Consider the following 13,129-nt stretch of genomic DNA (forward strand, 5'->3'; position numbering starts at 1 on the left):
GCCCCACATGTTCCGTCTCGATCCCTTGGCCGGCGCCATCGCGCTGGTCATCGGCAGCCTTGCCGTGCCCGTCGTTCAGGCCCAGGAGCCCGCCACCGGCAATGGCGCCAAGAGTGACAAACTCGACACCGTGGTGGTGGTCGGTACTCGCCGCAGCGACGTCACCGCGCTGGAAAGCGCCGCGCCGGTGGATGTGCTGAGCGCCGAGCGCCTCGAAGAAACCGGCGCCAAGGACTTGTCCGGCGCACTCACCGCGCTGTCGCCGTCCTTCAGCTTCCCGCAATCGCCGCAGGGTGCCTTCGCCGGCTCCATCGCCCAGGGCGCCTCGCTGCGCGGGCTGGCCTCGGACCAGGTGCTGGTGCTGGTCAACGGCAAGCGCCGCCACAGCAGCGCCAACATTACCCGCCAGAGCCTGGCCAACGGCCGCGGCGCGGCGGCGGTGGACCTCAGCCTGATCCCGCTCAGCGCGGTACAGCGGGTGGAAATCCTGCGCGACGGCGCCGCCGCCCAGTACGGCTCGGACGCCATCGCCGGGGTGATCAACATCGTGCTCAAGGAAAACGATGACGGCGGCAACATCGGCTACCGCTTCGGCGGCTACGACAAGGGCGACGGCCTGCAGCGCAAGCTCAGCGGCTGGAAAGGCTTTGCCCTGCCCAATGACGGCTTCCTCACCCTGTCGTTCGACGCCGGCAACCAGGACCCGGCCAGCGACACCCGCCCGGACAACCGCATCTTTTATCCCGGCAGCACCAGCATCAACACGCCGCGGGAGCAGAACAACCGCTACCGCACCTGGAACTGGGGCTCGGGCGGGGTTTCCGATCAATACAACCTCGTCGCCAACAGCGAAATCGGCCTCGGCGACGGCCTGACCGCCTACGGCTTCGCCACCTACGCGCACAAGAACACCGACGCCGAAGGCTTCTTCGACCCGCCCACCACCCTGCGTAGCAACTACGGCAGCGTGGCCCTGTCGCGCTACCCGGACGGGCGCCTGCCGATCACCCGCTACGCCCTCGAGGACTACGCGCTGACTGGCGGCGTGCGTTACGAGAGCGAGCAACTGGGCAAGTTCGACCTGGCGGCCAACTACGGCAACGACACCCTCAAGTCCACCGACCGCGATGCCATCAACCCGAGCTGGGGCACGGCCAGCCCGTACAACATCTACACCGGTGAACGCGAAAACGAGCAGACCAACCTGACCCTGGACTGGGTGCGGGACTTCCCCACCGACCTGCTGGCCAAGCCGCTGACCGTTTCCGCGGGCCTGGCCTGGCGCAAGGAAAATTACGCCCTGAGCGCCGGCGAAGCCGCCGGCTGGCAGAACGGCGCGCTGTTCAATACCCTCGACCCGATCACCGGACGGCGCATTCCCGGCTATTACTCGGGGATCACCCAGGTCGATGCCGCCTCGCTGGAGCGCAAGGTCCTCGGTGCTTATCTGGATTTCGAAGGGCAGATCACCGACAAATTCCAGGCCGGCCTGGCGGTGCGTTCCGAGCACTACTCGGACTTCGGCGACACCACCAACGGCAAGCTGTCGCTGCGCTACGACTTCACCCCGCAGATCGCCGCGCGCGGCAGCATCAGCAGCGGCTACCGCGCGCCATCGCTGGTGCAGAGCGGTTTGTCATCGTTCAGCGTGCAAGTGGTCGAGCAGCCGGCGGGCAGCGGCAACTGGGTTGAAGTGCAGCAGCGCACCCTGCGTGCCGACAGCCCGGAAGCGGCACTGCTCGGCGGCCGGGCGTTGAAGCCGGAAGAGTCCACCAACTACTCCCTGGGGCTGGTCTGGCGACCGCTGACCAACGCATCGCTGAGCGTGGATGCCTACCGCATCGACATCGACAACCGCATCACCCTCTCCGACCAGTTGCCGGCCAACGTGGTCGGGCCGATCTTCGCCGGCACGCCCTACGCCAACATCCAGAGCGCGGCGTTCTACACCAACATCGCCGACACCCGCACCGATGGCATCGAACTGAGCGGCCAATACCAACTGGACCTGGCCGCCTATGGTCGCCTGGACCTGAACGCCGGCGTCGCCAAGACCCGCACGCGGATCACCGACCTGCGGGACGTGGGTGGCATTCGTGGCGACCAGATCGTCGGGCGCAACACCCAAGGCCTGATCGAACACGGCACCCCGGAGAACAAACTGACCTTCAGCGCCAACTGGCTGTACGAAAACTGGGGCCTGACCCTGACCCAGCGGCGTTACGGCGAATGGAAAAACCTCAACGCCAGCAACCCGGCACTGGACCAGACCTTCAGCCCGCAATGGGTGACCGACCTGGACCTGAGCTACCGCTTCGACCTCGGGCTGAAAGTCTCGGTGGGCGCGATCAACCTGTTCGACAGCCACCCGGACAAACTCAAGGGCGCGCAGTTGTACGGGGTGCCGAAGTACTCGATCACTTCTCCCGAAGGCGCCCAGGGGGCGTTTTACTACTCCAGCGTGAGTTACGACTTTTGACCGGCTGAGCCAGGGAGCGCGTCGCGGTCCTTGGCTCGATGAACGCTTCATGCAACTGGGCCACCACGCCTTTGGCGCCGTAGCAGCGGAAGCGGAACTCGCCATTGAGGTGCCTCACCACCACGATCCCGGTGAGCCAGCCGAACTCGTATCCGATCGAGGTCATATTCGCCGTGGGGATATGCACCTCGTTGAGATGATCATGAACCAGGCGGTTGGCGAAGTTGGCCGAGAAAACCAGGACGTCCTGCGTCACCTCAACCGTTCCGCCAACCCACCAGCTTTCCATCTTTGGGGCCATCGGCACGGTGGTGAACGACGGTTGTGAGTGCGAGTCGAGGAATGGCGACTCCTGAATGTAAGCGTTGACGATTTTTTTGAGATAGAGAGGTTGCATGTCGACCCTGACTGAGGAACTGCTGAAATTCAGCGCTAGAAATGAATCGCGGGGCGGTCCCGCGATGTCATATTGCCAGACTATGACAGGGGTCAGTAGTAAGCGTTCCACTTCGCGCGCGGCGTATCGCTGGCAAGCCACCACAAGGGCATAGCATGCCGAGAAAAGAGAATCCCCAGACAAAAAAACGGAGCCCTCTGGCTCCGTTTTCTGTGCTTAGTAGTAAGCGTTTTCTTTCTGCGTGTGGTCAGTCACGTCGCGAACGCCTTTCAACTCCGGGATGCGCTCGAGCAGGGTGCGCTCGATGCCGTCCTTGAGGGTCACGTCGGCCTGGCCGCAACCTTGGCAACCGCCGCCGAACTGCAGCACGGCGATGCCGTCCTCGACCACTTCGATCAGGCTGACCTGACCGCCGTGGCTGGCCAGCCCCGGGTTGATTTCGGTTTGCAGGTAATAGTTGATGCGCTCGTTGACCGGGCTGTCATCGTTGACCATCGGCACCTTGGCGTTCGGCGCCTTGATGGTCAGTTGGCCGCCCATGCGGTCGGTGGCGTAGTCGACGACGGCGTCGTCGAGGAACGGCTCGCTGACGGCATCGATGTAGGCAGTAAAGCTCTTCAGGCCCAACGCGGTGTCTTCAGGCTTCTCTTCACCCGGCTTGCAGTAGGCAATGCAGGTTTCGGCGTATTGGGTGCCGGGCTGGGTGATGAAGACTCGGATACCGATCCCCGGTGTGTTCTGCTTGGACAGCAGATCGGCCAGGTAATCGTGCGCGGCGTCGGTAATAGTTATAGCGCTCATGGAATTTCCTCACAGACTTGGCGGCAGTTTACGCCAAGCGCGTCAACGAACAAAGTCCTAGCAATTATGTCGGGAAAGAAAGGACCAAGCCGCAAGCTACCAGCGGCAAGAAAAAGCAGCCCGCCGCGGCGCTGCTTTCTCTTGTTGCTCAAGGCTTGAAGCTCGTCGCTTCAAAGATTCTCGTACCGATTCATATCCAGAACCCCGGACTCGACCGGATCGGTCTCCTTGATGTAGCTGTTCAGGTCATGGAAGTACTGCCAGAACTGCGGGTGACTGCGGCGCACGCCCCAGCGCATGACGATCCGCTCGAACTTCGCCGTGTCGTCACGCGCTGCTTCCATGTCCTCGACAAACTCCGGCACATCGCTGGCCGGCACGTTGAACATGAAATTCGGGTAACTGCTCATCACCCCCGGGTAAATGGTCAAGGTGTCCAGCCCCGGCTGATAGCGGTAGGCCTCGCCCAGCATGAAGGCAACGTTACTGTGCGCACGGTTGCGCAACATGCTGTAGACCTGCCGTTTGCCGCCCTGCCCCTCGATACGCAGCATCGTCGCCTCGGGCAACTGGCCAATCACCTTCAAGCCCGCGGCCGGACGCGATGCCAGCCGGCTCAGGGCCTGCTCGACATCACGGAATTCCTCGCTGACGGTGTCCCGCGAGCAATACGCGCCGGTACAGCGGTTGATCGGATCAGGCGAAGCATTGAGGCTGCCGGCGCGCTCGATCAGCTTGAGGCCGAAATCACGCGTGGGGTTGCGCGGATCGAGTTTCAGCGCGGTCGGCGTGCTGGTGTCGATTTCCTCGTAGTCCATCCACATCTTGACCTTGCCACTGTTCTGATACCAGTTGCTGAGGATGTCGCCACGCTGGTCGGCCGGCATCAGGCGCAGGAAGTTGACCTCCGCGCCGTTGCGGATCAGGTCGAAGTACAGGCGGGTCTGGGCCTGGTGCGAAACGTTGCCGTACACATCGAAATTGACCGCCAACTGATAGTAGGTGCGCTCGAGCAGCGGGTAGTCGAACAGCCACATCGTCAGCGGCACGTCGCCGATCAGGCCCTTGGTCACCGACGCACTGTCGAAGTGGCGGAAGATGGTCAACAGCGCGTTGTCATTGCCCGCCCACAAGCTCGACCAACTCGGCGCCGGCATGTCGGCGTAGGTGTCGCGGCGCAGGCTTTCGTACTCGTTGCGCTTGTCGCGGTAGGCGTGCCAGAGGCTGAGAATGCTGCCAACGTCGTCGATCTGGCCGGGCATGGCCAGCAATGGCGTGGCTTCGGCACGGTACACCGCGTCAGTGATATAGCGGTCGTGGGCCGGCTCCTGGAACAGCGCCCAGAAGTTGTCGCGGATCACGTCGGTGGCGATCTGTCCGCGGCACACCGGGCCGCGGATAAAGGTGCGAACGAAGTATTCGGCGTTATCCAGCATGAACTGGTAACGCGCGACCGCCGGAATCGCCTCGAAGGTCTCGAACGGATTGGAACGGTGCCGCGGGCCATAGCCCGGCAGCGAGGCGGCGTGCCAGTCACCGCTGTAGAACAACTGTTTCACCCGCTTGAGCTTCTGCGGCCCCATCGGGTAGGTGATGTGGGTCTTGTGCACGATCACGCCCTGCACGGGCATCAGCCGGTAATAGAAATCGGTGCCCGGCGGGTCGTTGGGGCGGCGCGTGGCGATCAGGTCGACCGGCTGGCCGCTCGGTGTGCGCGAGCGCACCCACTGGAAGAAATGCCCCGGCTCGCCGCCGACGAAGTAAATGTGCGCGAGGAACAGGTGCTCATAGAGCCAGCGCCCCACCAGCGCCTCGGTGGAACCCGGACGGTTGAGCAGTTCCTCCCATTCCGCGACCTGCGCCGCTTCCGTCGCGCTCGGCTGCACCGGGTTGTGCTCAACCGGCGCGCCCTGGGCCAGCCAGCGTTGCAGGGTCTGGTACTCGGCCTCGGTCAGGCCGGTCACCGCCAGCGGCATGCCTTCCTTCGGGTGCGCCCCGGCGTAGGCGTCGAATTCGCCGGGCAGCGGGCACATGTTGCTGCGGTTCAAGCCCAGGACGATGTCCTCGGGCAACTTGGCATTGGGTGTCAGCGGCGTGGTGTGCCCGAGTTCGAGCATCCGCGCCATCAACGCGGCCTGGCTGCCCTGGCGATCCAGCACCGAGCTGAAACCCATGCGCTGCCAGGCGGCCGGGCCGCTGGCGTCATAGAACAAGCGGGTCGGGGCGACCGCCTGGCTGCGGTCGCCTTGGTAGACAGGCACTTTCGACATGCCGCGACTGGCGCCCTCGGCACTGCCGAGGTTGAGCTGGCAGGCCGCGTCGTTGCAGGCGTGGCAGGCCACGCACTTCTCGGTGAAAATCGGTTGGATGTCCCGGGTGTAGGAAATTGCCGGAGCGTTCTGAGGGGCTTGTCCGAGCGCCGCGCCACTGATGAGCAGAGCGAAGGCGCCGGCAAGAAAGCGATGCACCATGTGCCGTATGTCCTGATTTCATAAAGGCTTTTCACGATTCTACTTCGGGCCGCGGTGCCAACATGAATGAAATTCATGCAAATGTGCAACGCGTCTAAAAAGCGCGCAGCTTTGTTATCATCCCGCAACTTTCGTCTTTGTCTGACCCAGGTAGTCCCAATGTCTGACCGCAGCGCTCGTTTCCAAGCACTTCAGCAAGCACTCAAAGAGCGCATCCTGATTCTAGATGGCGGCATGGGCACTATGATCCAAAGCTATCGTCTTGAGGAAGAAGACTATCGTGGAACGCGCTTCGCCGACTGGCCGAGCGACGTCAAAGGCAACAACGACCTGCTCCTGCTGAGCCGCCCGGACGTGATCGCCGCGATTGAAAAGGCCTACCTGGACGCCGGCGCCGACATTCTCGAAACCAACACCTTCAACGCCACCCAGATTTCCCAGGCCGACTACGGCATGGAAGCGCTGGTGTACGAACTGAACGTCGAAGGCGCGCGCATCGCTCGCCAGGTGGCGGACGCCAAGACCCTGGAAACCCCCGACCGGCCGCGCTTCGTCGCCGGCGTGCTCGGCCCGACCAGCCGCACCTGCTCGATTTCCCCGGACGTCAACGACCCCGGCTACCGCAACGTCACCTTCGACGAACTGGTGGAAAACTACATCGAGGCCACCCGCGGCCTGATCGAGGGCGGCGCCGACCTGATCCTCATCGAAACCATCTTCGACACCCTCAACGCCAAGGCGGCGATCTTCGCCGTGCAACAGGTGTTCGAGGACGACGGCATCGAACTGCCGATCATGATTTCCGGGACCATCACCGACGCCTCCGGCCGCACCCTGTCCGGCCAGACCACCGAAGCCTTCTGGAACTCGGTACGCCACGCCAACCCGATCTCCGTCGGCCTGAACTGCGCCCTTGGCGCGAAGGACCTGCGCCCGTACTTGGAAGAACTGTCGACCAAGGCCGGCACCCACGTCTCCGCGCACCCGAACGCCGGTTTGCCCAACGCCTTCGGTGAATACGACGAAACGCCAGCGGAAATGGCCGTGGTGGTCGAGGAGTTCGCCGCCAGTGGTTTCCTCAACATCATCGGCGGTTGCTGCGGCACCACCCCGGGCCACATCCAGGCGATCGCCGAGGCCGTGGCCAAGTACAAGCCGCGGGAAATCCCCGAGATTCCAAGGGCCTGCCGCCTGTCCGGCCTGGAACCCTTCACCATCGATCGCAACTCGCTGTTCGTGAACGTCGGCGAGCGCACCAACATCACCGGCTCCGCCAAGTTCGCCCGGCTGATCCGCGAGGAAAACTACACCGAAGCGCTGGAAGTCGCCCTGCAGCAGGTCGAGGCCGGCGCCCAGGTGATCGACATCAACATGGACGAAGGGATGCTCGACTCCCAGGCCGCCATGGTCCGCTTCCTCAATATGATCGCCGGCGAACCGGACATTTCCCGCGTGCCGATCATGATCGACTCCTCCAAGTGGGAAGTGATCGAGGCCGGCCTCAAGTGCATCCAGGGCAAGGGCATCGTCAACTCGATCTCGATGAAGGAAGGCGTCGACGCGTTCAAACATCACGCCAAGCTGTGCAAGCGCTACGGCGCCGCCGTGGTGGTGATGGCCTTCGACGAAGTCGGCCAGGCCGACACCGCCGCGCGCAAACGCGAAATCTGCCAGCGCAGCTACGACATCCTGGTCAACGAAGTCGGCTTCCCGCCGGAAGACATCATCTTCGACCCGAACATCTTCGCCGTCGCCACCGGCATCGAAGAGCACAACAACTATGCCGTGGACTTCATCGAAGCCTGCGCCTATATCCGCGACCACCTGCCCTACGCCCTGTCGTCGGGGGGCGTGTCCAACGTGTCGTTCTCGTTCCGCGGCAACAACCCGGTACGTGAGGCGATTCACTCGGTATTCCTCTACCACGCCATCCAGAACGGCCTGACCATGGGCATCGTCAACGCCGGCCAACTGGAAATCTACGACGAGATTCCACCGGCGCTGCGCGAGCGCGTCGAAGACGTGGTGCTCAACCGCACCCCGGAAGGCACCGACGCCCTGCTGGCGATCGCCGAGGATTACCGTGGCGGCGGCGCGACCAAGGAAGTGGAAACCGAAGAATGGCGTTCGCTGCCGGTGCAAAAGCGTCTGGAACACGCGCTGGTCAAGGGCATCACAGCCTTTATCGTCGAAGACACCGAACTCTGCCGCCAGCAATGCGCGCGCCCGATCGAAGTGATCGAAGGCCCGCTGATGAGCGGGATGAACATCGTTGGCGACCTGTTCGGTGCCGGCAAGATGTTCCTGCCCCAGGTGGTCAAGTCGGCGCGAGTCATGAAACAGGCCGTGGCGCACCTGATCCCCTTCATCGAAGAAGAGAAAGGCGACAAACCGGAGGCCAAGGGCAAGATCCTCATGGCCACGGTCAAGGGCGATGTCCACGACATCGGCAAGAATATCGTCGGCGTGGTGCTCGGCTGTAACGGCTACGACATCGTCGACCTCGGCGTGATGGTGCCGGCGGAGAAGATTCTCCAGGTCGCCCGCGAAGAGAAATGCGACATCATCGGCCTGTCCGGCCTGATCACCCCGTCGCTGGACGAAATGGTCCACGTCGCCCGCGAGATGCAGCGCCAGGACTTCCACCTGCCGCTGATGATCGGTGGCGCCACCACCTCCAAGGCCCACACCGCGGTGAAGATCGAGCCGCGCTACAGCAACGACGCGGTGATCTACGTCACCGACGCCTCGCGCGCCGTGGGCGTGGCCACGCAACTGCTGTCCAAGGAGTTGAAGCCGGCCTTCGTCGAGAAGACCCGCACCGAGTACGTCGAGGTTCGCGAGCGCACCGCCAACCGCAGCGCCCGCACCGAGCGCCTGAGCTACGCGCAGTCGATCGCCGCCAAACCGAAGTACGACTGGGCCGACTATCAGCCGGCAGTTCCGAGCTTTACCGGCGTCAAAGTGCTGCAGGACATCGACCTGAACGTGCTGGCCCAGTACATCGACTGGACGCCGTTCTTCATTTCCTGGGACCTGGCCGGCAAATTCCCGCGCATCCTCACCGACGAAGTGGTGGGCGAAGCGGCGACCGCGCTGTACGAAGACGCCCGGCAGATGCTGACGAAACTGATCGACGAGAAACTGATCAGCGCCCGCGCAGTATTCGGCTTCTGGCCGGCCAACCAGGTCGCCGATGACGATATCGAGGTCTACGGCGACGACGGCCAGCCGCTGGAGCGCCTGCACCACCTGCGTCAGCAGACCATCAAGCCGGACAACAAGCCGAACTTCAGCCTGGCCGACTTCGTCGCGCCGAAGGACAGCGGCGTCACCGACTACGTGGGCGGCTTCATCACCACCGCCGGCATCGGCGCCGAAGAAGTGGCCAAGGCCTATCAGGACAAAGGCGACGACTACAGTTCGATCATGGTCAAGGCCCTCGCCGACCGCCTGGCCGAAGCCTGTGCCGAATGGCTGCACGAACAGGTGCGCAAAGACTACTGGGGTTACGCGAAAGACGAGCACCTGGACAACGACGCGCTGATCAAGGAGCAGTACGCCGGCATCCGCCCTGCCCCTGGCTACCCGGCCTGCCCGGACCACACCGAAAAAGCCACCCTGTTCCGCCTGCTGGACGGCACCGCCATTGGCGAAACCGGCCAGAGCGGCGTGTTCCTCACCGAACACTTCGCCATGTTCCCGGCGGCGGCGGTCAGCGGCTGGTACTTCGCCCATCCGCAGGCGCAGTACTTTGCGGTCGGCAAGGTAGACAAGGACCAGATCGAAAGCTACAGCGCGCGTAAAGCGCAGGATGTGTCGGTGAGCGAGCGGTGGCTGGCGCCGAACCTCGGCTACGACAACTGATGATCTAAAAGCCGCTGCACGGCGGTTCGGGACACCGAACCGCCGTGAATGGCGCGCAAGCGGCTCTGCCAGCGTCCTCAGCGACTAGACTCTCTGTCAAACCTGAACAGGGAGCCCATCATGGAAGACCCAAGCCAAAGCAAACCACCTACCTTCTGGCAACTCCTGCACAGCACCCTCGCCGCCGCGTTCGGCGTGCAGAGCGGCAAGAACCGCGCACGCGACTTCACCCATGGCAAGCCCTCGCACTTCATCGCCATGGGCATCGCGTTCACCCTGGTGTTCATTCTGGTGCTGTACGGGCTGGTCCAGCTGGCCCTGCACCTTACCGCCCGCTGAAACGAAAACCGCCCGCGGGGTCCATGCCGCGGGCGGTTTTCGTTTCAGGTCGCAAGATCACGGTTGTTGCGGGCAGCTTCAGCGCTCCATCACTGATGACTGACCCAATACACAGCGGTCACGACAACCAGGACAATCAGGCAGAGGATTGCCCAAGCGTCGACATTGCTGTCGCTTTTGACGGCTTTGGTCGGGTTTCCCATTGCATTGCCTCTTTTATTGGTGGTTATGGGAATGCATACCCCCAGCAGTAAAGTCCAGCAATGCCCATTGCTCAAGCAGGGACTTTGACGAGTCGACGGACGCCCTGTCCGACCTTCGTTTCGCCGGCTGACGGCACCTGCCAACCCCCTCGTAAAGACCGATAAATGCCAGCCAATCTCACTTAGTCCAAATGGTTCTTTTCATATGCAAAAACATCACTTTTGCGCATAAATACAACCTGCTATCTTTCCCCGGCTCCGCATCCGGAGTGCGCGGCCGTGCGCGCGATTAGCTGCAAGCAGCTTGAGAACAGGACCCCTATGTACGTATACGACGAGTACGATCAGCGGATCATCGAGGACCGCGTCAAGCAGTTCCGGGATCAGACCCGCCGCTACCTGGCCGGCGAACTGAGCGAAGAAGAATTCCGCCCTCTGCGCCTGCAGAACGGCCTCTATATCCAACGTTTTGCCCCGATGTTGCGGGTTGCCGTGCCTTACGGCCAGCTGACCTCGCGTCAGACCCGCCTGCTGGCGAAGATCGCTCGCGACTATGACAAGGGCTACGCGCACATCAGCACCCGGCAGAACGTCCAGTACAACTGGCCTGCCCTGGAAGACATCCCGGACATCCTCGCCGAGCTGGCCACCGTGCAGATGCACGCGATCCAGACCAGCGGCAACTGCCTGCGCAACGTCACCACCGACCAGTTCGCCGGTGTCGCCGCCGACGAGTTGATCGATCCGCGCCCATGGTGCGAGATCGTCCGTCAGTGGACGACCTTCCACCCGGAATTCGCCTACCTGCCGCGCAAGTTCAAGATCGCCATCAACGGCTCGACCAGCGACCGCGCGGCCATCGAAGTGCACGATATCGGCCTGGAGCCGGTGCACAACGAAGCCGGCGAGCTGGGCTTCCGCGTTCTGGTCGGTGGCGGCCTCGGTCGTACCCCGGTAATCGGCGCCTTCATCAATGAGTTCCTGCCATGGCAGGACCTGCTGAGCTACCTGGACGCCATCCTGCGGGTTTACAACCGCTACGGCCGGCGTGACAACAAGTACAAGGCGCGGATCAAGATTCTGGTCAAGGCCCTGACGCCGGAAGTGTTTGCCGAGAAGGTCGAGGCCGAAATGGTCCACCTGCGCGGCGGCAGCAGCACCCTGACCGATGCCGAAGTGCATCGCGTTGCCAAGCACTTCGTCGATCCGGACTACAAGGCCCTCGACAACCTCGATACGCAACTGGCCGAGCTTGACCAGCAGCACCCGGGCTTCGCCCGCTGGCGCGTGCGCAACACCCTGGCGCACAAGAAGCCGGGCTACGTTGCCGTCACCCTGTCGCTCAAGCCTACCGGCGTCGCCCCGGGCGACCTGACCGACAAGCAACTGGACAAGGTCGCCGACCTCGCCGAGCGCTACAGCTTCGGCCAGCTGCGCACCTCCCACGAACAAAACATCATCCTCGCCGATGTCGAGCAGAGCGAGCTGCACACGCTCTGGCTGGAACTGCGCGAGCATGGCTTCGCCACGCCGAACATTGGCCTGCTGACCGACATCATCTGCTGCCCGGGTGGTGACTTCTGCTCCCTGGCCAACGCCAAGTCGATCCCGATCGCCGAATCCATCCAGCGCCGTTTCGACGACCTGGACTACTTGTTCGACATCGGCGAACTGGACCTGAATATCTCCGGTTGCATGAACGCCTGTGGTCACCACCACGTCGGTCATATCGGTATTCTCGGCGTGGACAAGAAAGGCGAAGAGTTCTATCAGGTCTCCCTCGGTGGCAGCGCCAGCCGTGACGCCAGCCTGGGCAAGATCCTCGGCCCGTCCTTCGCCCAGGACGCCATGCCGGACGTGATCGAGAAGCTGATTAACGTCTACGTTGAAAAACGCAACGAAGACGAGCGCTTCATCGACACCTACCAGCGCATCGGCATCGACCCCTTCAAGGAGCGCGTCTATGCAGCGAATCATTAAGAACAACCAGATCGTCGACGAAACCTGGCACCTGCTGCCCAAGGACGTGACCCTGGACCAACTGAGCAACTGCGACGACTACATCGTGCCGCTGCAACTGTGGCGCGAACACGCCCACGCCCTGAAAGCCCGCGACGGCGGCCTGGGCGTGTGGCTGGACAGCGACGAAGAAGCCGAGGAAATCGGTGAAGATGTCGCGCATTTCCAGGTCATCGCGCTGAACTTCCCGGCCTTCACCGACGGGCGCAACTATTCCAATGCGCGCCTGCTGCGTGATCGCTACAAGTTCACCGGCGAACTGCGTGCCATTGGCGATGTGCTGCGTGACCAGTTGTTCTACATGGCTCGCTGCGGTTTCGACGCTTTCGCCGTGCGCGCCGACAAAGACCCGGAAGATGCACTGCAAAGTCTCAAGGACTTCTCGGTGACCTACCAGGCCGCCACTGACGAACCGCTGCCGCTGTTCCGCCGCCGCTGATCGGTCAGGCAAAGGCCCCATTGCCGGGGAATGCCTGGTCAGTCTTCGCGAGCAAGCTCGCTCCTACACCATCGACGCATGTGTAGGAGCGAGCTTGCTCGCGAAGGGCTGCCC

The 13,129-nt window shown here is 62.9% G+C and carries 8 protein-coding genes; 5 read left to right on the forward strand and 3 right to left on the reverse strand.

Annotated elements, in window-relative coordinates:
* The first annotated feature begins 7 nt into the window (after nt 1-7).
* Entirely contained in the window at nt 8-2,479 is a 2,472-nt protein-coding gene (locus tag NTD88_RS10380) for a TonB-dependent receptor plug domain-containing protein (protein ID WP_262154941.1), read from the forward strand.
* Here NTD88_RS10380 and NTD88_RS10385 read toward each other — a convergent pair.
* The 3 genes from NTD88_RS10385 to NTD88_RS10395 all read right to left on the reverse strand — a co-directional run bounded on the left by NTD88_RS10385 (nt 2,418) and on the right by NTD88_RS10395 (nt 6,148).
* Nucleotides 2,418-2,876 (reverse strand): hypothetical protein, encoded by a 459-nt coding sequence (locus NTD88_RS10385; RefSeq protein ID WP_262154943.1) that lies wholly within the window; start codon nt 2,874-2,876, stop codon nt 2,418-2,420. The two genes, NTD88_RS10380 and NTD88_RS10385, sit on opposite strands and share 62 nt — an antisense overlap.
* Nucleotides 2,877-3,092: 216 nt before the next feature.
* The gene (nfuA, locus tag NTD88_RS10390) at nt 3,093-3,677 is read right to left on the reverse strand and encodes a Fe-S biogenesis protein NfuA (RefSeq protein ID WP_095155072.1); all 585 of its coding nucleotides are present in this window, start codon (nt 3,675-3,677) and stop codon (nt 3,093-3,095) included.
* A gap of 170 nt (nt 3,678-3,847) precedes the next feature.
* Nucleotides 3,848-6,148, reverse strand: coding sequence for a fatty acid cis/trans isomerase (locus NTD88_RS10395; RefSeq protein ID WP_262154944.1), 2,301 nt, complete (start codon nt 6,146-6,148; stop codon nt 3,848-3,850).
* A gap of 159 nt (nt 6,149-6,307) precedes the next feature.
* Between NTD88_RS10395 and metH the strand changes: the two genes are divergently transcribed.
* The 4 genes from metH (at nt 6,308) to NTD88_RS10415 (ending at nt 13,015) form a co-directional block, all read left to right on the forward strand.
* Nucleotides 6,308-10,015 (forward strand): methionine synthase, encoded by a 3,708-nt coding sequence (gene metH, locus NTD88_RS10400; RefSeq protein ID WP_262154945.1) that lies wholly within the window; start codon nt 6,308-6,310, stop codon nt 10,013-10,015.
* A gap of 120 nt (nt 10,016-10,135) precedes the next feature.
* A complete protein-coding gene (locus tag NTD88_RS10405; protein ID WP_095155075.1) occupies nt 10,136-10,354 on the forward strand; it encodes a DUF2970 domain-containing protein in 219 nt (72 codons plus the stop codon).
* 524 nt (nt 10,355-10,878) lie between these two features.
* Nucleotides 10,879-12,537, forward strand: a complete 1,659-nt coding sequence (locus NTD88_RS10410; RefSeq protein WP_095155076.1) for a nitrite/sulfite reductase — start codon at nt 10,879-10,881, stop codon at nt 12,535-12,537.
* Complete coding sequence (locus tag NTD88_RS10415) at nt 12,521-13,015, forward strand: DUF934 domain-containing protein (RefSeq protein ID WP_095155077.1); 495 nt, start codon at nt 12,521-12,523, stop codon at nt 13,013-13,015. The genes NTD88_RS10410 and NTD88_RS10415 overlap by 17 nt, the downstream gene beginning before the upstream one ends.
* Nucleotides 13,016-13,129 lie beyond the last annotated feature (114 nt).

It is taken from the genome of Pseudomonas sp. 20P_3.2_Bac5 (assembly GCF_025466035.1).
Lineage (GTDB): Bacteria > Pseudomonadota > Gammaproteobacteria > Pseudomonadales > Pseudomonadaceae > Aquipseudomonas.

Coding starts and splice junctions, on each gene's coding strand:
- NTD88_RS10410 (WP_095155076.1), top strand. CDS start 10,879: ATGTACGTATACGACGAGTACGATCAGCGGATCATCGAGGACCGCGTC.
- NTD88_RS10405 (WP_095155075.1), top strand. CDS start 10,136: ATGGAAGACCCAAGCCAAAGCAAACCACCTACCTTCTGGCAACTCCTG.
- metH (WP_262154945.1), top strand. CDS start 6,308: ATGTCTGACCGCAGCGCTCGTTTCCAAGCACTTCAGCAAGCACTCAAA.
- NTD88_RS10380 (WP_262154941.1), top strand. CDS start 8: ATGTTCCGTCTCGATCCCTTGGCCGGCGCCATCGCGCTGGTCATCGGC.
- NTD88_RS10415 (WP_095155077.1), top strand. CDS start 12,521: ATGCAGCGAATCATTAAGAACAACCAGATCGTCGACGAAACCTGGCAC.
- NTD88_RS10395 (WP_262154944.1), bottom strand. CDS start 6,148: ATGGTGCATCGCTTTCTTGCCGGCGCCTTCGCTCTGCTCATCAGTGGC.
- nfuA (WP_095155072.1), bottom strand. CDS start 3,677: ATGAGCGCTATAACTATTACCGACGCCGCGCACGATTACCTGGCCGAT.
- NTD88_RS10385 (WP_262154943.1), bottom strand. CDS start 2,876: ATGCAACCTCTCTATCTCAAAAAAATCGTCAACGCTTACATTCAGGAG.